We start from the raw sequence: 22,458 nt of genomic DNA, 5'->3' as shown, positions 1-22,458 counted from the left end.
CCCTCAACTGATCACACAAAGGGCAACCTCATGAACACGAACGCAGCAACCGTCAATGTCAATGGGCGCAGTTATCGCTGGATGGACCAGCCTCTCGTCGTGGTCTGTGTCGACGGTTGCGAATACGACTATTTGACGGAGGCGGCTCGAGCGGGGGTGGCGCCGTTTCTGGCCCAGATCCTGGAAAACGGCACGGCACTCAAGGGCGACTGCGTGGTGCCGAGCTTCACCAATCCGAACAACCTGTCGATCGTGACGGGCGTGCCGCCCGCCGTGCACGGTATCTGTGGAAACTATTTCTTCGACCGCGAGAGCGGCGCCGAAGTGTTGATGAATGACCCCAAATACCTGCGCGCGCCGACCGTGCTGGCCGCGTTCGCCGACGCGGGCGCGAAGGTCGCGGTCGTTACCGCGAAAGACAAGCTTCGCCGCCTGCTTGGCGACCAGCTGACCGGCATCTGCTTCTCGTCCGAGAAAGCCGATCAGGTGACCGAAGAGGAAAACGGCATCACGGACGTGCTGGAGCTTGTAGGCAAGCCGGTGCCGGATGTGTACAGCGCCGATCTGTCCGAGTTCGTATTCGCGGCCGGCGTTCGCCTCCTCGAGACCCGCGCCATCGACTTGATGTATCTGTCGACCACGGACTACGTGCAGCACAAGTGCGCGCCCGGCAGCGCCGGGGCCAACGCGTTCTATCAAATGATGGACCCGTATTTGCAGCGCATGGCCGAGCTGGGCGCCACCATCGCGATCACGGCCGACCATGGCATGAACGACAAGCATGACGCGACTGGCAAGCCAAATGTGATCTATCTGCAAGACGAACTGGACGCCTGGCTCGGCACCGGCGTAGCACGTGTCATCCTGCCGATTACCGATCCGTATGTCGTGCACCACGGCGCACTGGGCTCGTTTGCCACCATCTACCTCCCGGCTTCGGTCGATCATGCTCGCGTACTGGCAAAGCTTCGCGAGCGCACCGGCATCGAGCTGGCGTTGAGCGGTGCGGAAGGCTGCGAGCGCTTCGAGCTACCGCGTGATCGACTCGGCGACATCATCGTGGTCTCCGCGCACCATGTCGTGCTTGGAACCAGCGAATCGCGCCATGACCTGTCGGGTCTCGACGCCCCGCTGCGCTCGCACGGCGGCCTGTCCGAGCAGACCGTGCCGCTGCTTTTCAGCCGCCCGGTCGCGCGAGCCGTATCGCTGCGCAAGCGCCTGCGCAACTTCGACATCCTCGATCTCGCGCTCAATCACCTTCAATAACTGAACGCCGATCCTTCCTGCTGTCCACGGCGGGCGTAGCGAACAGCAGGAAGGTCGCCACTGTCTTAGCGCTTGCGCCGCCCGGCGCGGCATTGTCGTGCGGCGCTGCGGGACGATGGCATCGCTTGCATCAACGGGACGCGACTCAACCATGAATACGCGTGAAAGCTGCTTACGCTCCTTGATCGAGAAATGGCTCCCGCCCATGCCCGAGACCACCGTGCGTGTCATTCGGGCCGGTCGCACTCGTCCCAACCGCGGGCGCTGCGTGCGCGTCACGACATTGGGAACACGTGAGCCGTTTGTCGTGTTCTTCTTTCAGCATGAAGACGGCTCTTGGCAGGTTTTTCCTCCTGAAGGGCGACGGCCATCGGCAGCCTTATATCGATGTGCTTTGTAAGCGCCACGCACAAAAGCGAGGCCGATGCACAGACGGCTTCGACGAGCTGAATTCGGTATTTTCAATCGGGAAATCCAGCGATGACCAATGACAGAAAAAACGGCAGCACGAACCGGGACGTCGAGCCCCCGCGCGAGGCGTCCGGTACGCAAGCGCGCCTGACGAGAGACGATCGCCCCGAAGGCGTAACCCATAAACGCCGGACCAACTGGGCCTGGGCACACGTCGGATCGGGTTACGACTGGATGGATTCGCACCACTTTTGCGCTGACCTCTCCGGGGCTCTGGGGTAAATTGTTCAATAGCCGGATAAATCTATTTGACAGGATGCCTGATTTATCCGGAAGCGTCGCACCCCCCGTGATCTGCATGGCGGAGGAACTGGATCAAGTTCTCTCCGCCCTGGCCGTATACCGCCTGTGAGGCATCCTCCTCACCGACCACGGCTCACTTCATACTCCGAAAGAACACCCCTATGTTCTCCTCAATTCGCACGCGCATTGTCGCCCTGTGTGTCGCCATCGTTGTGATTGCGCTCGCTGCCAACGCGGTTCTCAACTATCTCATTGCCAATTCGTATAACGCCGCTTCGATAGCGAGCACCCTGGACGCTGTTGAAAGCGGCCATGCGACCGGCATCGACGGCTGGGTCGCCGCCAATAGCCAGATGATCGACTCGCTTCAGGACGCTGCGCTGCAAGCCGATCCGCTCACCGCGTTCAAGCAGGTCGCCGCCGCCGGCAAGTTCACCAACGTGTACGTGGGCTACGCGGACAAGACATGGAAGTTCACCGATCCCACCGGCATCCCGCCCGATTACGATCCGACCCGCCGCCCCTGGTACAAGCAGGCCGCCGCAGCCGGCAAGCCGGTCGTGACGCCGCCGTATGTGGACGCGGGCACGGGCAAGCTGGTGGTTTCGTTCGCCGTGCCCGTGGTGCGCGACGGCACGGTGAAAGGCGTGGTGTCGGGTGATGTGGCGATGGACAGCGTGATTGCCAACGTCAAGGCGATTCATCCGACGCCCGCGAGCTTCGGCATGCTGGTCGACAGAAGCGGCCATATCGTCGCGCATCCTGACTCCCGGCTGACCCTAAAGCCGGTGTCCGAGCTCGTGCCCTCTCTCACCAGCGACAAACTCGCCGAGCTCTTCGGTGCGGAACATCCCGTCGAAGTCGGCGTGAACGGCAGCACGAAATTGCTGCGTGCCGAAGCCATTCCCGGCACCGATTGGTACGCGGTCGTCGCGCTCGACAAATCGGAAGCGACTGCAGGCATGCGATCGCTGCTGACCGCTTCGGTCATCGCGCTGATTGTGATCGCCGCAATCGCCGCCGTCATCATGGCCGCGCTCACCGCTGTCTCGTTCCAGCGCCTCTCGAAAGTGCGCGATGCAATGGACGCAATAGGTTCGGGCGAAGGCGATCTCACACAACGCCTGCCGGCCACTGGCAACGACGAAGTCGCGCAGATCGCGCGCTCGTTCAATACCTTCATCGGCAAACTCGGCCACGTGATGCGCCAGATTCGCGATGCCAGCGAATCGGTACGGGTGGCCGCGAATGAAATTGCCGCGGGCAACGTCGATCTGTCGGGCCGCACCGAATCCGCTGCGGCCAGCCTGCAACAGACCGCCGCGTCGATGGAGGAAATCACCTCGACGGTCACGCAATCGGCCAGCGCCGCGAAGCAAGCCGACGACACGGCCGTGTCCGCGTCGCAGGTCGCTTCGCGCGGCGGCATCGTGATCGCCGACGTGGTTGCGACGATGGGCGAGATCGAACAGGCATCAGTGAAGATCTCCGACATCATCGGTGTAATCGACGGCATCGCGTTCCAGACCAACATCCTCGCGTTGAACGCTGCGGTCGAAGCGGCGCGCGCCGGCGAGCAGGGCCGCGGCTTCGCGGTGGTAGCCGGCGAGGTGCGCAGCCTCGCGCAACGCAGCGCGCAGGCCGCGAAGGAAATCAAGGCGCTGATCGAGATGACCGTCGCGAGCGTGACCTCCGGCTCAGGCCAGGTGCGTCAGGCCGGCGACACGATGACGGAGATCGTCCGCAACGTCGCCAACGTGACCACCATCATTTCCGAGATCACCCAGGCGGCCAACGAGCAAACGCGCGGCATTCAAGAAGTCAATCGCGCGGTCAGCCAGCTCGACGAGATGGTTCAGCAGAACGCCGCACTGGTGGAAGAATCCACCGCCGCAGCCACCGCGTTGCAAAGTCTGACCATCAGCCTCGACAGCGCCGTCACGCAATTCAAGCTGGATTGAGCTACGCCAAAAGCAATGACATCCTCTGGAATAGCGGCCGTGCAGCTTCCGGTTGTCCGCGCTCCCACCGCTATGCCAGCATCTCGACGTCGAGCGACGCGACCGCCTCAACCAGGATTCGTTCGTCGCGGTTCACGGGCTGAGGTATCCCCTGAGGCGCGAACACCCTGGCGCCCGTCTCGAACGGTATCTGCGACAGCGCACACCTCCCTGCTTCCGTTGCCAATCTGGGCACCCACGTTTGCTCGCCATAGAACGCACGCCCTGGTTGAAGCCAGCACACGAGGATCCTGTTTCCAGCGAGACGCTCGAGCACGCGGATCCGGGCGAGCGCAGCAGGCGGCGCTTCGAACGGAGCAGGCGCTACACCGGGCACGGGGCTGACCGTCTGCCGAAGTCGCCACACTTCGCGCCGAACCGCGAACATCGTCCCCCGGCAGGGCGTCGCGCCGCAATGGCAGGCGAACATCTTGAACATCGCGGGGTTTGGCAGCGCGTCGGCAGCGAGCGCGTAGTCGATCGTAATTTCTGTCGCTGCGGCAAGCGCAAACCGTGTACGGATAAAAATGCGGCCATTGCGGTCCTGCAACTCGCAATTCGGTTTGCACGAATGGTTTATCCAACGCGCAGGATTGCGTTCGCGCGCGCCAACCACGACACGTCCATCCTTCAGGCCAAGAAAGAAGGCGTTCCCTGAAGCTCCACCTCCGGCCAGAAGCTTCGAAAAACCCGCGCCCCAATCCATCGACTTGCCCTTGTATTCAATCAAACACTCACCAGCACGCAGTGCGTGTCGAGCAAAGACGCCGCGGCCACGGAGCGATTGCCGCACGATAACGTGAGGCAATCTCTTCTCGCTGACTGTCATCGGTTCCTCAACAAGGGCCAACGCCATCGGAAGCAAAGTCGCGGCGCGCCCGATCACCGGGCGACGCCGCAAGCAAGTCGATCAACGGAGAACACGTAGCCGCGTACTACGAGCCCACGCGGCAGCATGTTGGCAAGCGTTACGTCATCCTCATCATTCATGCGATTAGCGACGGCTGCCCGCTATCTGATTCAAAGCGCCTCGCCAAGCTGATCGAGAATCGCCGGGTTTTCCAGCGTGGAGACGTCCTGGGTGATCGCCTCGCCCTTCGCGAGCGAGCGCAAGAGGCGCCGCATGATCTTGCCCGAGCGCGTCTTCGGCAGGTTCTCGCCGAAGCGGATGTCCTTCGGTTTCGCGATCGGTCCGATCTCCTTGCCCACCCACGCGCGCAGTTCTGCGGCGAGCTTCACCGCATCGTCGCCGTGCGGGCGCGCGGCCTTGAGCACCACGAACGCCACCACGGCTTCGCCGGTCGTGTCGTCGGGGCGCCCCACCACGGCGGCTTCGGCCACCAGCGGGTTCGCCACCAGCGCCGACTCGATCTCCATCGTGCCCAGGCGGTGGCCCGAGACGTTCAGCACGTCGTCGATGCGGCCCATGATCGTGAAGTAGCCGGTTTCCTTGTCGCGCACGCTGCCGTCGCCCGCGAGGTACAGCTTGCCGCCGAGTTCCTCGGGGAAGTAGCCCGACCTGTAGCGCTCAGGCTGCCCCCACACGTTGCGGATCATCGCGGGCCACGGGCGCTTCACCACGAGAATGCCGCCCTGCCCGTTGGGCACGTCCTGGCCCGTTTCGTCGACGATCGCCGCCATGATGCCCGGCAGCGGCAGCGTGCACGAGCCCGGCACGAGCGGCGTCGCGCCCGGCAGCGGCGTGATCATGTGGCCACCGGTTTCGGTCTGCCACCACGTGTCGACGATCGGGCAGCGCTTGCCGCCCACGTTCTCGTAGTACCACATCCATGCTTCGGGGTTGATCGGCTCTCCCACCGTGCCGAGGATGCGCAGCGATGTGAGGTCATAGCTCTTCGGATGCACCTTCGCATCGGCTTCCGCGGACTTGATCAGCGAGCGGATGGCCGTGGGCGCGGTGTAGAACACGGTGACCTTGTGCTTCTGGATCATCTCCCAGAAGCGGCCCGCGTTCGGGTACGTGGGGATGCCCTCGAACATGACCTGCGTCGCGCCGATCGTGAGCGGCCCGTAGGCGATATAGCTGTGGCCCGTGACCCAGCCGATGTCGGCCGTGCACCAGAACACGTCCGCGGGCTTCCAGTCGAAGGTCCACTTCATGGTCTGCGCGGCCCACAGCAGATAGCCGCCCGTGCTGTGCTGCACGCCCTTGGGCTTGCCGGTCGAGCCCGAGGTGTAGAGGATGAAGAGCGGGTGCTCCGCGCTCACCGGCACCGGCGGGCAGGTGTCGCTCCCGGCAGCCGAAAGCTCGTGCATCCAGTGGTCGCGGCCTTCGGTCCAGCCGACCTTGCCGCCCGTGCGCTGGTAGACGATCACGCTCTGCACGGCTTCGCAGCCGCCCATGGCGATGGCTTCGTCGGCGATGTTCTTCAGCGGCAGCGCCTTGCCGCCGCGCATCTGCTCGTCGGCGGTGATGAGCGCGACCGCGCCCACGTCCACCATGCGTTCGTTGAGCGACTTCGACGAGAAGCCGCCGAACACCACCGAGTGCGTCGCGCCGATGCGTGCGCAGGCCTGCATCGCCACCACGCCTTCAACCGACATCGGCATGTAGATGACCACGCGGTCGCCCTGCTTCACGCCGCGTTTTTTCAAGGCGTTGGCGAAGCGCGAGACGCGCGAGAGCAGGTCCTGGTAGGTCACGTTGGTGACGGTGCCGTCGTCGGCTTCGAAGATGATCGCGACGCGCTCGCCGTTGCCCGCTTCCACGTGGCGGTCGAGGCTGTTGTACGAGGCGTTGAGCTCGCCGTCCTCGAACCAGGTGTAGAACGGCGCCTTCGACTCGTCGAGCACCTTCGTGAAGGGCTTTTGCCACGTCAGCGTTTCGCGCGCGAGACGCGCCCAGAAACCCTCGTAATCGCGTTCGGCTTCGGCGCACAAAGCCTTGTATGCATCCATGCCGGACACCGTAGCGTCCGCCACCGTTTGCGCGGACGGCGCAAACACGCGATGTTCCTGAAGAACCGATTCAATCGCAGACATATCAACTCCGAATTTTGTATCGAACGCGCGGAGTCGCTTTTTCACTCGCGCCGCCTCGTTCAGTCATCCTCAATGCAGCGCGGCAGCAACAGCTCGGCGGATCTCCCCGATCGAGCCCACTCCAGACACCTTGCGGTAAACCGGCGCGGGAAGGCCGCTTTGGGCACCGCGGCGGGCCCAGTCGACGTAGTAGCCAATTAGCGGCCGGGTCTGCGACTCATACACTTCAAGGCGCGTCCTGACCGTGTGCTCCTTATCGTCATCACGCTGGATCAGAGGCTCGCCCGTGACGTCGTCGACACCCTCTACCTTCGGCGGATTGAAGCGCACGTGGTAGGTCCGCCCTGATACCGGGTGCGTGCGGCGCCCCGCGATGCGCTCGACGATTTCTGCCGCCGGCACATCGATTTCAAGCACATAGTCAATCGCGACCGATGCATCCTTCATGGCCTGAGCCTGCGCGAGCGTGCGTGGAAAGCCGTCAAGCAGATAGCCGTTCGCGCAGTCGGGCTGCGCGAGGCGTTCCTTGACCAGACCGACGATGAGCGCATCCGGCACCAGCTTGCCATCGTCCATGTAGCCCTTCGCTTCCAGACCGAGCGGCGTACCAGCCTTGACGGCAGCGCGCAGCATGTCGCCCGTCGAGATCTGCGGGATGCCGAACGTTTCGTTGATGAATGTGGCCTGAGTGCCCTTGCCGGCGCCGGGGGCGCCCAACAGAATCAAACGCATGCTGGATCTCCAGTTCCGAACCCGGACAATGTGACAACCTGTTTGAAAAAATCAGCGATGGGCCATTTCGCATAACAGCAAACCGCCCATCGCGTTGCGAACTCGACGCAGTGTTTAGTGAAGGGCAAGCGCCGCGCGGCGTTGCCGCCAGTAACCCACCACGGCAAGTGCGAGGCTGGAGCCCAGCGTTGCAACCACTTCCTGACGGTGATCGGGGCTGTAGAGCATGACCACGCAAGCCGCGGCGATCATGACGATTACGGCAAGTGCCAGGAACGGATGAAACCACATCTTGACCCGAAGCTGCGCGGCCGTCAGATGGCGACGCAACCGAACCTGACACACGGCGATAACGAAGTACACCAGAAGCGCGATCATGCCCGTCGTGGACAGCAGCGCCTCGAATACGTACTTGGGCGCCAGGTAGTTGGCAGCAACGCCGGCGAAAGCCACGATAGTCGATGCCAGCACGGCATTAACCGGGACGCCGGCTGCATTCGTATTCGTCACGAATGAGGGTGCCTGCTTGCGCTTGCCGAGCGAGAACAACATCCGCGAGCACGTGTACAGCGAAGAGTTGAGGCAGCTGCCCACGGCGGTGAGAATGAGCGCGTCCATGATCGGCTTTGCGTAGGGCACGTGGAACGCCTGGAGCACCGACTGGTACGAGCCGATCTCTACGAGCGCGGGGTTGTTCCACGGGATCACGCAAATGATGACGGCAATCGAACCAATGTAGAAGAACGAGATGCGCCATATGACCGACTTGATGGCTTGCGAAATTTGTCGCGCGGGATTGGCGGACTCGGAAGCAGCGATCGTGACGATTTCGGTGCCCAGGAAGGTCGACATCGTGGTGAGCAGCGCGCCGACAACCGGCAGGAAGCCGCGTGGCATGAACCCGCCGTGGCCGAAAATGTTTTCGACCGGTGCTGTTCGAACTTTCGGCAGGAGTCCCGAAAGAGCGACGACGCCGCATCCTATGAATGCGATGATTGCGATGACCTTGATAACGGCGAACCAGAATTCGAGCTCGCCGTAATGCTTGACGCTGACCAGATTCGCGCCGGTCATGAGCAGTGTTACCGCCAGACAACACTCCCACACCGGGATCGAAGGGAACCAGCTATTCAGAATGCTGGCTGCGGCGGTTGCCTCCAGCGGAACCACGAGCACCCAGAACCACCAGTACATCCATCCGATGGTGAAGCCGGCCCACGGGCCAATAGCCTTGTCGGCATAGGTGGAGAATGAGCCGGAGTCGGGCATGGCGCAGGCCATCTCGCCCAGCATGCGCATGACGAGCACAACCAGCAGGCTCGCGAACAGGTAGGCCAGCACGGATGCCGGACCCGCCTCGGCAATGGCGTGCCCGGAGCCGACAAAAAGCCCGGCGCCAATGCAGCCGCCGATCGAAAGCATGACGACGTGGCGCTGCTTCAGGCCCGCGCCGAGAGCGTGATTACTGGGCGTTTCGTGTGAGTCTCTGCCGGCCTGATGCTCCAGACCTTCAGAACCAGCTACTGCTGCCAACGTTGCGGACCCGCCGGTCCGCGAAGAATTCAGTTGCTGTTGCATGTCTCTTCCCGTGTCTCCATCTAATTGTCGAAAACTACTTGATTCGTGGGGAAAGCGGTTACATCAGAACATCGAATGACTCACTGCGGCAACACTCGCATTGCCGGATTCCGCGACCTTTGCGTCCGCTGTCTCGCGTTCCAGCAGCGGATAGGCAAGCGCACTGATATGCGACTGAATGCGCACGAGATCGCGCAGCACGTCCAGGTGCAGCGAACTCGAGGCGATGCTGTCGGGCAGGCCCTCGCGCAATCGTTCGAGGTGACGCTCGCGCGCCGATCGTTCGAGGCGGCGCAGCGCCTGCTTGTCCTCGACAAGCTGTGCCGCGGTCTGCTTGCGCCTCGATACAAGCAGCGCCTGGGCGCGATGGAAGCTGCCGATTACCGAGCGATGCATCGCTTGCAACTCTTCGGCGCCGTCGGGCGAAAAGCTCAACTGCGACTTGATCTTCTTCTGCGCGAGTTCCAGCAGATTCTTGTCGATGATGTCGCCGATATGCTCGAGGTTGATCACCGCCGTCATGATCGTCGAGGCCCAGCACCGGTCCTCTTCGCTCAACGGCTCGCGCGTGAGCCTGGTGACGTAGCGCTTGATCCCGTCGTGCAGCACATCCACGGCGTCGTCGCGGCTCGCGATGTCGTTTACGGCATGGCGGTCATTGGAAAGCATGACCGGTATGCTTTCGCGCAGCATCGCTTCGACAAGCTCGCTCATTCTGATCACTTCGCGCGACGCGCAGGCGAGCGCCTGCGACGGCGTTTGCAGTGCGATTTCGTCGAGGTAGCGCGGCGCATCCGCATCGCCGGCGAGACGCGGCGCCGGCAGCAGCCGTTCCAGCAAGCGCGCCACCGGGTCGAGCAGGCCGATGAACACAATCGCAATGGCCACGTTCAAGCCGGTATGGAAGTTGGCGATCATTCGGCTCGCCTCGCCGGGCAGGCCTTCGAGCAACCGCGCGAGCGGCCCGCAGGCAGCGAGCATCAGGACACACACGCCGCCGCGCAGCAGCAGGTTGCCCGCGGGCAGCCGGCGGCGGCTGCGGTCCTCACCTTTCGCGGCTTCAAAATACGGGTTGAGCGCGCTGCCCACATTAGCGCCCAATACCATGGCGAGCGCGCTGTCCATGGGAATGGAATGCAGGTTCGCAAGCGACATCACGAACAGCACGACCGGGATGCTCGAATGCGCAGCCCACGTGAGCAGGCACGCAAGCACGGCGTTGAGCACGGGCTCTCCGGCCAGCGCACCGAGCACCGTGCGCAGCGCGGGCGCAGTTTCGGCAGGCTGCACAGTCGTGACAAGCAGCGTGAGTGCGAGCAGCATGAGGCCAAGGCCGATCAAGGCGCGGCCGATGTCGCGGTTGCGCGAGCCTTTACCCCTCTCGAACAGCGCCATGCCTACCAGCAGGCACGCGGGCGAGATCCAGCTCAGGTCGAGCGTGAAGGCCTGCACGATGAGCGTCGAACCCACGTTCGCGCCGAGCATGACGGCGAGCCCGGTCACGGGAGCCATGAGCCCACGCGCAGCGAACGATGACGCAATCATGCCCGTTGCGGTGCTGCTCTGCAGCGCCCCCGTGATCGCGAGCCCCGCGCAAAACGCGTTGAAGCGATTGCCGAGGCTGCGGGCCATGAATCGCCTGAGCGACGCCCCAAACGCGCGCATGAGCCCGGACTCGACCATGTGCAGGCCCCATGTGAGCAATGCGACACCGCCTGCGAGATGTAGCACGATCAGAATCATCCAGTACCTCCTTTTGGAATCAGCCACGGTTGCTGTGCAGCGCGGCAGGCAAGCCAGCACCGGCCGCGCCGGCGCGTCAGCGCGATACCCGTGTCACTCCCAGGGCATCGACCACGTTCTCACGTTCGTGTAGCCCTTCATCGCCTCGACCATGCCCTCCTTGTGGCCGTTGCCCGAGTCCTTGATGCCGCCGAACGGTGACATCTCCGTGCGATAGCCCGGCACCTCCCAGACGTTCACCGTGCCCACGTCGAGTTCCCGGATGAACCTCGTCGTATAGTCGAACCGGTTCGTGCAGATGCCCGAAGAGAGGCCGTATGCCGTCGAGTTCGAGATGCGGATCACCTCTTCAATGTTGTCCGGCACGCGGATGATCGGAATCACCGGGCCGAACGTTTCTTCGTGCACGAGCTCGCAGTCGTAGGGCACGTGATCGACCACGGTGGGCGCAAACAGCGCGCCCTTGCGCGGTGCGCCGTACAGCACGCGTGCGCCATGCGCTTCGGCGTCGGCCACGCGGCGCTCGAAGAGCTGCGCGGAGGCTTCGTTGATCACGGTGCCCACGTCCACGCTCGGGTCCATCGGATCGCCGCACTTGAGCTTCTTTGCGTGCACGAGCACACGTTCGACGAATTCGTCGGCCACGCTCTCCACCACGAGAATGCGCTTGACCGCCGTGCAGCGCTGGCCCGAGTTCTTGGTCGCGCCCATGACCGCGAGCTGCGCGGCGCGCTCGAGGTCGGCGTCTTCCATGACGATGAGCGGGTCGTTGCCGCCGAGCTCCAGCACCGTGCGGCGATAGCCGGCGTTCTGCGCGATGTACTTGCCCACCCGCACCGAGCCCGTAAAGGTGACGAGGTCGCAGTGCGGGTCCGTGATCATCGAGTCGCCCATGGTGCGCGGATTGCCGGTGACCACGCTCAGCATCTCGGGCGGCAGGCCCGCTTCGTAAAGCACGTCGGCGAGCGCAAGGGCGGTGAGCGGCGTGAGCTCGGTGGGCTTGAGCACGATGCGGTTGTTGGTGGCAATCGCCGGCGCGAGCTTGTGGCTCACCATGTTCAGCGGGTGGTTGAACGGCGTGATGGCCGAGATCACGCCGAGCAGCGGCAGGCGCGTCGTGAAGATCTTGCGGTTCTTGCCGTTCGGGCTGATGTCGCACGAATAGATTTCGCCATCGTCCTTGATGGTTAGCTGCGCGGCGAAAGACCAGACATCGTAGGCACGGCTTGCTTCGTATAACGAATCTTTCCAGCAGAGTCCCGACTCTGCAGTGATTAGGCGTGCGAAGTCCTCCTTGCGATCGCGCAGCACCTCGGCCGTGGTCTGCAGGATACGCTGGCGCTCGAAGCGCGTGAGCTTCGGCTGGTAGGCATGCGCTTTGGCAAAGGCTTCCTGCACATGCTCGGGACGGCCAGCGGGCACGACGCCCACCACTTCGTTCGTGTACGGGTTGAGAACTTCGATCACTTCGTCGGTCGAGACCTGCCGGCCGGCGATGCGCATGGTTTCCTGCTTGAATGCGGGTTTGGTCATGACATTCATCACTTACCTCGTTCTGGGATTCGTTGATGTACGCCTGCGGAGAATGTGAGCCGCGGCGTGCGGAGCGTTGCTTGCGTTATGCGATGGCGACTTGTGCGACGTGGTTCAGCGCGACGTCGAAGATGTCGAAGTTGCGCAGCGCGCGGCCCTGCGGCCAGTCGATCTTGCGGTTCACGAGCAGCGGCACGTCCTGCTCCGAGAGCCCCCCGTGCGAGCGCAGCGGCTCGGTGAGTCCGGAGAAGTCGTGGCGCGCCGCGCTCGTGCCGAAGACCTTGCTGCGAGTACCGACCACCACGATGTCGCCCACACGGTCGGGCGGCAGCTCGAAGCGCTCGCAGGCGGCCGCGTTGTCGAGCGCGAGCTCCACGCCATCGGTCTTGCGCAGGCGTTCGAGGAGCGCCGCCGCGTCCGCGCCTTCGGGCAGATAGACGGTGGCGAACGAGCCGAGCGCGCCGTGGTGCGCAACGTAAGGGTCGGTGATCGGCAGGATCACACGCGCCTTGCCCTTGCCAATCCACTCGTCGAACAGGTCCTGGAGGTAGAGCACGTCGGGCTCGCCGTTGGCGCGATGCTTGTCGTTCATGCCGTGGTCGGCGGTGATCGCGAGCACGCAGCCGGCCGCGTCGAGCTGGCCCACGTAGTGGTCGAACATCGCGTAGAAGTCGTTGGCCTTCGGCGCGCCGGGCGCGGCCTTGTGCTGCACGTAGTCCGTTGTCGAGAGATACATCAGGTCGGGGCGGAAGGTATCGAGCAGCTTCACGCCCGCCGCGAACACGAATTCCGAGAGGTCGGCCGAGTACACGTCGGGCAGCGGCTTGCCCACGAAGGCCAGCACGTCGCCGATGCCGTTGGCCTCGCGCGTGGCCTGGTCGGCCTTTTCGGCGGAGAACCCGATCGCGCGGCCGCTCGAAAAATCGAGCCCCTTGCCCAGCAGCGTGCGCAGCTTGTCCTTGGCGGTCACGACCGCCACTTTCGCGCCGGCTCTAAAGAAGGTCTCGAAGATGGTGGGCGCGCGCAGGAAGCGCGCGTCGTTCATCATGACTTCTTCGCCACTCGTGCGGTCGTAGAAGTAGTTTCCCGCAATGCCGTGCACCTTCGGCGGGCGGCCCGTGAGGATCGAGAGATTGTTCGGGTTCGTGAAGCTCGGGATCACGCACTGGGCGATGCGGCTCGTGCCGGTGCGCAGCAGCTTCGCGAGGTTCGGGGCGCATCCGGCCTTGACGGCCTCTTCGATATAGGCGGGCTCGCAGCCGTCGAGGCAAATCACGACGACGGGAGCGTCAGGAAGCCGGTATTCGCGGCCGTTCACGGCCAGCGTGGTGTCATGCTGTGTGCTCATTGCCCCTGCCCTCACGCCGTCTTTGCAAGGGCGCCGGTCATGCCCATGGATTCGAGGACCTCGCCGATCGCGACGAGTGCTGCGCGCATTTCCTTTTCGCCGAGGCGGCCGATGCAGCCAATGCGGAACGAGTCGGCCACCGTGAGCTTGCCCGGATAGATCACGTAGCCGCGCGCCTTGAGACTTTCGTAGAACTGATTGAATACGAAGCGCGGGTCGTCGGGTATGTGGAACGTGACGATGATCGGCGCCTGCAGCGCGTCGGGCAGCAGCGGCTTGAAGCCGAGTGCGCGCATGCCTTCGAGCAGGATCCGGCAGTTGTTGCAGTAGCGCGCGCCACGCCCGGCCACGCCGCCTTCGGCTTCGAATTCCTCGAGTGCCTGGTGGAACGCCACGATCACATGCGTGGGCGGCGTGAAGCGGTACTGACTCGTCTTCTCCATGTTGACCCACTGCTCATGGAGGTCGAGCACGAGCGTGGTGGCGTTGCCCTGGGTGCGCTTGAGCGCCTCGCGCCGGGCGATCACAAAGCCGAGGCCCGGTACGCCCTCGATGCACTTGTTCGACGAGGCGGCGACCGCATCGATATGCATGGTCTGCACGTCGAGCGGCAACGCTCCGAATGCGCTCATCGAATCGACGAGATAGCCCTTGCCGTACTTGTGTGCGAGCGCGCCGATCTGCGCGATGGGGTTCAAGATGCCCGAGGTGGTCTCGCAATGAATCGTGAACACGTGCGTGATAGACGGGTTGCTCGCGAGCAGCGCCTCGACCTGCACGAGATCGGGCGGCGTGTCCTCGGCCGTTTCATGGACGACGGTCTTGCGCCCCGCGATCTCCAGAATGCGCTTGGCCCGCTTGCCATAGGCGCCGTTGATCAGCACCAGCACCTCGCCGTTCGCGGGCACGAAGGTCGTGAGCATCGCCTCCACCGCGAACGTGCCCGAGCCTTGCATCGGCACGGTCACCCAGTCGCCGGCGCCGTTGGCGATGCTGGCGAGACGCGCGAGCACCGAGCGGTTGATTTCGATGAAGTTCGCGTCGCGCGAGCCCCAGTCGTGGACCATCGCCGCCTTGACGGTGCGCGACGTGGTGAGCGGGCCGGGGGTGAGCAAAAGTGGATCGCCGGTTTCGGAAGCGGCGCAAGGGGGAACATGAGGGGGCGCGATAGATGTGGCCGCCATGAAGTATCTCCGTGTAGGTCAGTTCTGACGTTGGGTCATTGCACTGTCACGCCACTTTATGAGAAACAACAAAATCAGTCAATATGCCACAAATTGCCACATTACCAGGGAATCTACCGATACCTCGGATGACTGCTCCGGGTGTGCCTCAAGAAGCCATGATGGAGTTCGGTAGCGCGCTGCGCGGGCCGGGGATCGAACGGCGGCAGGCCGTGGCGGCAGATGCTGCGGCGTTGCGGAGGTATCCGCCTTAGCTGCCGTCAGGCGGGACGGCCTGCCGCTCAACAACGGTGATCGGGGCCAGCAGCATGACGAAAACGGACGTTCAGGAGGAGTTGTGCGTTGGGCGCCAGAATCGCGAGATCATCGTTCTGTGCGTTCGCTGGTATGGGCGCTACAAGCTCAGCCTGCGCGAACTGTTGGAGATGATGGCAGGACGGGGATTGGCGCTGGCTTTCGTCAAACGCTGGAACTGACCTGCGGCGGGATTCTGCACGTCATGTGATAGTTACCGCGTAACGGGGTGCTGGAACTGCGCAGAATGTGTTCGGGGGAATTCTGCTCACTCGATTGTCAACAGGCGAGATGGACCCATGTACACGCAGCTTTCGGCCGGCTCATATTGGCATGATACCGTCGTCAATACCGAAGCATACTGCCGGCACTTACCACCTCTCGACCGACAGCAATAGGAAACCAGTGCCAACTTTGCCCAAAACATCGCGAAGATGAATCACACCGAGACGATCGGTGGCGACGACGCTCACGCTCTGTGAGTGCGCTTTCACCGGCACACAATGTCAGTCGTGCAGTGTCGTGCCGAGAAAATCACAAATAAAATTATGCAAATAATAAATGCGGCTCGAACATCGAGAAGACTCACATACCCGCGGTAGCCGACGCGCAAGCGCCTCACCCGTTAGCTCGCGGCTCCATGAACGTATGCCGGAAATACTCGCGCACCGCGTGCATTGCAGGGCTCAATTCCTTGTTCTTGCGCCACGCCAGGCCAACGCTCATCGCGGGAACGGGGTCAAGAAGCATGATCGTTTCGATGCACCGACCTTCAAGCGACCACGGCCGGTAGACCATATCGGACAGAATAGCGACCCCAGAGCCGTTTGCGACCATGCTGCGCACCGCTTCGACTGACGACGTCCGCAGGATCACATTTGGCCGCCAGGGTGTCTCGTTCCAGTACCGCATCGCTGTTTGCGCGGCTTCGTCCACTGTCAACATGACGAAAGGCTCATGCGCAACTTCGGCGAATGTCACACTCTCGCGTTTCAACAACGGGTGATGCGCGCCTACCCACAGCCGGCGGACCGAATGAATCACGGGCTCCAGCACGAGCTCGGGGTTCGAGACGTTCGATGTGAGCAAGACGGCCATGTCGTACTGTCCGGTAATCAAACCCTGTTCAATCGCGTCGCGGTTCAACTCGTGCAGTTGAATGGTCAGGCGTGGATACAGCGCATTGAGTCGCTGTATGTGATGCGGCAGAAAATAGCCCAAGACCGTATAGCTCGCCGCAATGGCCAACGTGCCGGTGAGCGTGCTTTCGAGGTTGGCAATCCGCATGGCCTCGTCCACCGACGCAAGAATGGTGTACGCGTGGTTGAGGAACCGACGCCCTGTATCGGTCAGCGTAACGCCTGAAGCGGTGCGCAAAAAAAGCTGCGTGCCGATGCTTTCCTCCAGTTCCCTGATGGCGCTTGTCACCGCCGATATCAACTCGGTGCACTGCGTGAGTTCGCGCGACTCCAAGGCCTCAGGCTCCAGCACGTCAAGCCGCACGGCGCGCTTTACATGCACGCCGCGCGCGACGAGGCGTTCTCGCGGCTGCTCATAGAAACGCTGCAACAGGTCGATCCCAGTCTGCTGCTCTTTTGCATGGAGTCGTCAGCCACGTACCGCATCGCGCGCGAGATCGGGCAACCAGTCATCTGGGAGTTCTACGCCGATCGCGACTACGACCGCAACGGCTCGACCGTATTCATCCGCCGCGTCAGCCGGCTCGACCCCGAGCAGGTCGCCGAGAAAGTCCTGCGAGCGTGCGTCGAAGGAAAGGTGCGCACGGTTGACGGCGACCACATCGATATCGACTTCGACTCCGTCTGCATCCACAGCGACACCCCCGGCGCACTGGAGCTCGTGCAAAAGACTCGCGAGCACCTCGTTCGCGAAGGGATTCGTATTGCCGGCCCGCAGGCTGCGACGACAAAGATTTGAATCAATTCAAGGAGAGACATGATGGCACTGCACGATATCGTCAGCCCCCTGCCGGGCACGTTCTACCGGCGTCCCTCGCCCGAGGCGGAGTATTACGTCGCCGTCGATTCCGCTGTACAGGCCGGCGCAATCATTGGCCTCGTCGAAGTGATGAAGCAGTTCACCGAAATCGAAGCTAGCGTGTCGGGCCGCGTGATGGAGCTTCTCGTCGAGGATGGGGAACCCGTGGATGCGGGACAAGTGCTGATGCGCATCGAGGAGTGAAACCATGAACATGGAAACTTCAACGACGGAGTTCTACCGTCCCACGCGCATCCGAACCGTTCTGGTCGCAAATCGTGGCGAGATCGCGCTGCGCGTGATTCGCGCGGCGCAGGAGCTTGGCATGCGTGCGGTGGTCGTGGTGAGCGACGCGGACCGCGAGAGTCTCGCCGCCCGCATGGCGGACGAAGCCGTGCATATCGGTTCATCGCATGCGGTGAAGAGCTATTTGAATCCCGCGGCCCGGCGCAAGCGAATGCGATGGCAGGCACAACTAGCGCACGGGAGGCGTCATGACCATACGCTATACCTTTGGCGGCGACGAATTCGTATTCGCTGAGATCAGCGAAGAGATATCGCTGGATGCATTCTTCAAGGGCACGGCGATCACGCGCGAACTCCAACGCCGCAACGTGGCTGGGGTGACCGAAATTTGCCCCGCGAATGCCTCATATCAGGTGCGTTATGACCCGGGCGTCATCGCCCCGGATGCACTTGTCGCGCTGCTTCGGAGCATCGAGACCGAAGTCGGCGAAGCCACGCTCAACATCGACACGCGCATTGTCGAAGTGCCTGTGCTCTACGGCGATCCCTGGACGCACGAGACGCTCATGCGCTTTCGAGAGCGACACCAGGATCCATCTTCGACGGACCTGGAATACGCGGCGCGCATCAACGGCAAGCGTGATGTCGACGCATTCATTGCGGCGCATGCCGGCTCGCCGTGGTTCGTTTCGATGGTCGGCTTTGTTGCGGGACTACCGTTCATGTACCAGATGGTCGAGCGCGAGCGTCAGCTTCAGGTGCCCAAATACCTGCGGCCGCGCACCGACACGCCGAAGTTGACGGTCGGCCACGGCGGGTGCTTCGGCTGTATCTATTCGGTGCGTGGCGCAGGCGGTTACCAGATGTTCGGCGTGACGCCCGCGCCGATTTTCGACCCCGCGCAGCGGCTCGATTATTTGCGCGACTTCATGGTGTTTTTCCAGCCCGGCGACATCGTGAAGTTCAAACCGATCGACCGTGCGGCCTACGACGAGGCCATGGCCGCCGTCGAGGCAGGCACGTTCTCGCTACGCGTTCGGCCGGTGAACCACGCCGCGAGTATCAGCATCGCCTTGCCCTGCTACGCGAAGCGCTAGCACGCTAATCCGTTAGGGGCTCAGGGGCGGTCGGCAGCAGCACCGCTCCCCCGCTTGTCCCTTTCGCGTTTCCGCGTTCCGTGCGGCCTCGGGCCACACGGCGGGAGCGCTCGCACCTTCTTTTTAGCATCGGCTGCCCGATCGGCGTCACGGCAGCCCCGCGGGTTGAATCGCAGCCCGGTACGGACGCCCTTCGCTACATGCAGACTCAAGGAGCAGATCATGGCCAACCTGGCTCAGGAAAGCACGGGAGGAGACGTCGATCTTTCGACGGTTGCCATTCCCGATAGCGCAAAAATGCCCCCCTTTGCGCTGACGATGGCGTGGTGGGCGGTATGTAGCGCGGTGTTCTACATCGTGGTCGGCGCGACGCTTGCGCTGAACTATGGCGCGCGCAACGCATTGATCGGCATGGCGCTCTCGGTCGTATCTTATGGCGCCATCAACATGGTCATCAGCCGATACGCCATTCGCACGGGTTTATCGGTCGCACTTTTTTCACGCGTACTGTTTGGAAGCGCAGGAGCTGCCCTCGCTACGTTGATCTTCTTCGCAACAGCCATTTACTACGCGGTATTCGAGGGCTCGGTCATCGCGGTTGCAGCCAATCATCTGTTTCCCGCTCTGCCATACAAGTGGGCCGCGCTGATCGTGGTCTGCTATAGCGTGCCGCTCGTATTCGGCAGCGTGCAACACTGGCTGGACAAGTTCAACGGCGTTCTGCTGCCCTTCTATCTGCTGGGACTCCTGGCCGCCGTGGGACTCGCGACCTGGGAATACGGCTACAACGCGTCCTGGCTGGATTTCGGCCCCACGGCCGCCGTACCAGCCGACGGCTGGTGGCACTGCTTCGTCTATTACATGGGCGTGTGGGTCCTCATGATGTTCACGTTCGACTACGCCCGCTTCGGACGCAAGGAAGATGCGCGATATCACGGCCGGTACAATTTTGGCATGCCGTTCTATCTCGTCACCTTCCTTGTAAACGGCGCGGCGGGCATTTACCTCGTCAGCACGATTCCTGGCCTTGGTACGCATTCCGAAGTTTCTGTTGTGCTCGCATTTCTCAAGTTGATGGGCATCTGGGGATTGCTGTTCGTCTGGGTCACACAATCACGAATCAACACTGCTAACTACTATCTTACGACCATCAACATGCAGGCATTCTTTCTGAAGGTCGCGGGTCTGCGAGCGCCAAAGTTCGTCTGGGCACTGGTCGTCGGCGTTGTAGTCTATGCGCTGATGATGGCCGACATTCTCTCGAAGATCCTGTTGGCACTCGCCTGGCAAGGTGTCTTCGTTGTCGCGTGGGTGGGCGTAGCGCTTGCCCACATCATGTCAACCCGCTATGTCCAGCTTGTCGGCACCGATATCGAATGTCGGGATACCCACGTACCGCAATTCAATCCAGGCGGCTTGATGGCCTGGTTCGCAGGCGCATTCGTCGGGCTCGCGTTGAACAATGCTTCGGGTTTTCTCGCGTAGCTTTCCGCGCCCGCCACCTTCCTCATTTCATGGATTGTCTATAGCGGCCTGCTGGCCGGTGCAAAGCGGACCTGGTTCGTGCGGACCCATATAAGCGGATCGGCCGAGTAGCGGGGACTCATGTCGAATCAGCATGCCGCGATGACCTGTCAAGAATCGCGGCGCCCGGTTATCCCCGGGCGGAAGAATTACGTCTGACTTTAGGGCGCGCCATACTCCACTCGGGTCTCGCGCGGCGCTTGAGAAAGTCGACCAGCGCGCGCGTCTTGGCAGGCAGCCACGTTCGATTGGAATAGAGCAGCCATGCGACGCCGTCGAAATCGCCAGGCGTCGCGTCGTAATCGGGCAGTACGTCGACGAGCCGGCCCGCGGCCAGATCGTCTGCGGCCAGCCACGCCGGCAGGATGGCGGGGCCCGCGCCCGCGAGCACGAGCTCGCGCTGTGCAAGCCCATTGGTCACGCAGATGCGCGGTCGCGCAGCAGCCAGTCGGCTGGGGATTGGGGCCACACGCGAAATGGACAACGGGTCTACGTTGCGCTGTTTCGCAACGCCCGAAAAATTCCCGTGCCGGCTTGCAGCGACTGAGCATCTGTATCAAGATCAAGTCGCCTCATGAGGAACAGGCGACTTGCCATGACTGACCATCCCGAACCCGATCTCGATCCCGATGCCGATCCCGACAAGCTGAAAGGCCCCGGCGGCATGACGTTAAGGCAGATCCACGATCAGGTGCAGAAGAGCGTTGAGCGGGACCGCGAGGCCCTCGCCGCGCACCACGCATTCGTTCCCCCGCAGAGCCGGTGGCAACGATGGGTCCGGTATGTATGGGGGCGCACCGGACGACGCTAGCAGCCGCTTGACAATGCATGCGCCGAACGGCCCCCCGCATCGGAGTGGCACTCCTGGCGCGAACGGCTCAATGCGGTAGTAGAGCCATAACTGCCGGCTACATTCGAACCGCAGGTCCGTGCGCTGCTGGCCCGGCTGGACGCACTCCGTAGCGCGCCGCGTACCCGTGCGTAGGCAAACACTGCGCGCCATGCTGCTCAAGCTGTCCGAGCACGCAGACGCGCTCGACAATCTGCCATCGCTTCGTACTGCTTTTCGAAGGAGGGGCGTTCACATGGCTGAGGATACGCCCCCAACACCGTCAGGCTCGCACCTCGATCCGGTTGACCACGCCAGAAATTGTGTCCAGGCACCACGCATCCATCTCTGCCTGCCGCCTCTCAGCTTCAGTTGCCACGCATCCCGCGAGCGTAATCCGCTTGTCCTCCACATTGATGGTGATTTGCCCAGCGTGCACGCGCGGATCGGTTTCGAGCACAAGCGTGAGTGCCTCGCAAATCTCTTCGTCGCCATCCGCTTCAGCGGGCACCAACTCCAGCAAGTTCACCACGTCCCGGCACCCGCCGACCCACCACGCGATCGCACTCGCGAGTCGTCGATGCGACAGGCTGATCACCTGGCCCGTCAAGGTCACGACGCCATCTTCAACCGTCACCTCCACAACGCCGCTGCCCTCCTCGCCGGCCTGGTCCATGGTGCCACGCAGCATTTCGAGCTGGCCTTTCACGCGCATGCAGATCACGCAGTTGCGGTATTCGACCGTCTGCAAAATGCGTTCGCAGATCCGCGTGCGCAACTCGCCATCCCCGATCGGCGGCTCAGCGCTAACGCGCAACTGGTCGATGATCGGTTCGCCGGCGCTGTAAGCCCGGGTCAACTGAATCAGCCGTTTCTTCGACGCAACGTCCGGCACCTCGCCGGCAACAGTCAAGGCACCGCTCTCGAAGCGGATATGAATGGGGGAATTGTGGAGTTTCAGGTGCGATTCGCGTTCGAACGCTGCCATCACCTGCCTGAGGATCGCTTCGGTGCGTTGCATGATCTGCCTCGCGCAAAGGGGGATGAAGCAGCGCCCACCGCGCCGCAGCCCAAAACTAGTCGGGCGAGGTGGGCGCTGCCCATTTCATTATAGATATGGCGTCCGTCCAATCATCGATGCTGCTCTGCGGCATCTGGCCGGTCGCGCACGATTGTGACGGAGCACGGCGCGTAGGCGATCACTTGCCTCGCGCTCAGTCCAACTCACAATCGGTCGCCCGCACCGGTCCTTACGGCGCCCGACGAAATCAGCATCGCAGCCGACGAGCAGCGCGGTTTCGCTACGCCGGAGGTTTGTAACCAGCCTGCTCGAGTTGAGCCAGTCCGTCCTGCAACGACTAGAATTCAA

At 62.7% G+C, this 22,458-nt stretch carries 15 protein-coding genes and 5 pseudogenes; 9 read left to right on the top strand and 11 right to left on the bottom strand.

Features of this window, described 5'->3' with window-relative positions; all coding sequences use genetic code 11:
• Positions 1 to 30 precede the first annotated feature (30 nt).
• Both phnA (P5W99_RS18815) and P5W99_RS18810 read left to right on the top strand, forming a co-directional pair.
• Entirely contained in the window at positions 31 to 1,266 is a 1,236-nt protein-coding gene (phnA, locus tag P5W99_RS18815; RefSeq protein ID WP_434664247.1) for a phosphonoacetate hydrolase, read from the top strand.
• Between the two features lie 875 nt (positions 1,267 to 2,141).
• On the top strand, positions 2,142 to 3,941 hold the full coding sequence (locus tag P5W99_RS18810) for a methyl-accepting chemotaxis protein (protein ID WP_421026652.1): 1,800 nt from the start codon (positions 2,142 to 2,144) through the stop codon (positions 3,939 to 3,941).
• A 70-nt stretch (positions 3,942 to 4,011) separates the two neighbouring features.
• Here the strand turns inward: P5W99_RS18810 and P5W99_RS18805 are convergent, their stop codons facing one another.
• The 8 genes from P5W99_RS18805 to P5W99_RS18770 all read right to left on the bottom strand — a co-directional run bounded on the left by P5W99_RS18805 (position 4,012) and on the right by P5W99_RS18770 (position 15,101).
• Positions 4,012 to 4,809, bottom strand: a complete 798-nt coding sequence (locus P5W99_RS18805) for an SET domain-containing protein-lysine N-methyltransferase (protein ID WP_421026651.1) — start codon at positions 4,807 to 4,809, stop codon at positions 4,012 to 4,014.
• 191 nt (positions 4,810 to 5,000) lie between these two features.
• Complete coding sequence (gene acs, locus P5W99_RS18800; RefSeq protein ID WP_421027874.1) at positions 5,001 to 6,983, bottom strand: acetate--CoA ligase; 1,983 nt, start codon at positions 6,981 to 6,983, stop codon at positions 5,001 to 5,003.
• Positions 6,984 to 7,052: 69 nt separating this feature from the next.
• A complete protein-coding gene (adk, locus tag P5W99_RS18795; RefSeq protein WP_421026649.1) occupies positions 7,053 to 7,715 on the bottom strand; it encodes an adenylate kinase in 663 nt (220 codons plus the stop codon).
• A gap of 114 nt (positions 7,716 to 7,829) precedes the next feature.
• Positions 7,830 to 9,137 carry an amino acid permease gene (locus P5W99_RS18790; RefSeq protein WP_421027075.1) on the bottom strand — a complete coding sequence of 436 codons (1,308 nt, stop codon included), beginning with the start codon at positions 9,135 to 9,137 and terminating at the stop codon, positions 7,830 to 7,832.
• A 219-nt stretch (positions 9,138 to 9,356) separates the two neighbouring features.
• Positions 9,357 to 11,036, bottom strand: coding sequence for a Na/Pi cotransporter family protein (locus tag P5W99_RS18785; protein WP_421026648.1), 1,680 nt, complete (start codon positions 11,034 to 11,036; stop codon positions 9,357 to 9,359).
• 93 nt (positions 11,037 to 11,129) lie between these two features.
• Entirely contained in the window at positions 11,130 to 12,578 is a 1,449-nt protein-coding gene (phnY, locus tag P5W99_RS18780) for a phosphonoacetaldehyde dehydrogenase (RefSeq protein ID WP_434664244.1), read from the bottom strand.
• Positions 12,579 to 12,654: 76 nt separating this feature from the next.
• Positions 12,655 to 13,917 carry a phosphonoacetate hydrolase gene (gene phnA, locus P5W99_RS18775; RefSeq protein ID WP_421026646.1) on the bottom strand — a complete coding sequence of 421 codons (1,263 nt, stop codon included), beginning with the start codon at positions 13,915 to 13,917 and terminating at the stop codon, positions 12,655 to 12,657.
• Between the two features lie 11 nt (positions 13,918 to 13,928).
• On the bottom strand, positions 13,929 to 15,101 hold the full coding sequence (locus P5W99_RS18770) for a 2-aminoethylphosphonate--pyruvate transaminase (RefSeq protein ID WP_421026645.1): 1,173 nt from the start codon (positions 15,099 to 15,101) through the stop codon (positions 13,929 to 13,931).
• Positions 15,102 to 15,409: 308 nt separating this feature from the next.
• On the opposite strand from P5W99_RS18770, the pseudogene P5W99_RS18765 reads away from it, so the two are divergent.
• Positions 15,410 to 15,574, top strand: a pseudogene (locus P5W99_RS18765) (IS6 family transposase); the annotation flags it as partial.
• A gap of 439 nt (positions 15,575 to 16,013) precedes the next feature.
• Here the strand turns inward: P5W99_RS18765 and P5W99_RS18760 are convergent.
• Positions 16,014 to 16,841 (bottom strand): annotated as a pseudogene (locus P5W99_RS18760) (LysR family transcriptional regulator); the annotation flags it as partial.
• Here P5W99_RS18760 and P5W99_RS18755 point away from each other — a divergent pair.
• The 5 genes and pseudogenes from P5W99_RS18755 to P5W99_RS18735 all read left to right on the top strand — a co-directional run.
• A pseudogene (locus tag P5W99_RS18755) lies at positions 16,830 to 17,333 on the top strand (LamB/YcsF family protein); the annotation flags it as partial. The pseudogenes P5W99_RS18760 and P5W99_RS18755 overlap by 12 nt on opposite strands.
• A gap of 21 nt (positions 17,334 to 17,354) precedes the next feature.
• A complete protein-coding gene (locus P5W99_RS18750; protein WP_421027074.1) occupies positions 17,355 to 17,597 on the top strand; it encodes an acetyl-CoA carboxylase in 243 nt (80 codons plus the stop codon).
• 4 nt (positions 17,598 to 17,601) lie between these two features.
• Positions 17,602 to 17,838, top strand: a pseudogene (locus P5W99_RS18745) (biotin carboxylase N-terminal domain-containing protein); the annotation flags it as partial.
• Positions 17,839 to 17,887: 49 nt separating this feature from the next.
• On the top strand, positions 17,888 to 18,736 hold the full coding sequence (locus P5W99_RS18740) for a 5-oxoprolinase subunit B family protein (RefSeq protein ID WP_421026644.1): 849 nt from the start codon (positions 17,888 to 17,890) through the stop codon (positions 18,734 to 18,736).
• Positions 18,737 to 18,958: 222 nt separating this feature from the next.
• Positions 18,959 to 20,332, top strand: a pseudogene (locus tag P5W99_RS18735) (purine-cytosine permease family protein).
• Between the two features lie 58 nt (positions 20,333 to 20,390).
• Here the strand turns inward: P5W99_RS18735 and P5W99_RS18730 are convergent.
• Positions 20,391 to 20,729, bottom strand: a complete 339-nt coding sequence (locus P5W99_RS18730) for a LysR substrate-binding domain-containing protein (protein ID WP_421026643.1) — start codon at positions 20,727 to 20,729, stop codon at positions 20,391 to 20,393.
• A gap of 126 nt (positions 20,730 to 20,855) precedes the next feature.
• On the opposite strand from P5W99_RS18730, the gene P5W99_RS18725 reads away from it, so the two are divergent.
• On the top strand, positions 20,856 to 21,071 hold the full coding sequence (locus P5W99_RS18725) for a hypothetical protein (protein ID WP_421026642.1): 216 nt from the start codon (positions 20,856 to 20,858) through the stop codon (positions 21,069 to 21,071).
• A gap of 301 nt (positions 21,072 to 21,372) precedes the next feature.
• Here the strand turns inward: P5W99_RS18725 and P5W99_RS18720 are convergent, their stop codons facing one another.
• Entirely contained in the window at positions 21,373 to 22,110 is a 738-nt protein-coding gene (locus P5W99_RS18720) for a BON domain-containing protein (protein WP_434664239.1), read from the bottom strand.
• Positions 22,111 to 22,458 lie beyond the last annotated feature (348 nt).

The sequence above is a fragment of the Paraburkholderia sp. A3BS-1L genome, from assembly GCF_051125215.1.
Taxonomy (GTDB): Bacteria; Pseudomonadota; Gammaproteobacteria; order Burkholderiales; family Burkholderiaceae; genus Paraburkholderia.
The sequence above is the reverse complement of the archived record's forward strand: the minus strand, read 5'-3'. Positions and strand labels throughout refer to the sequence as shown.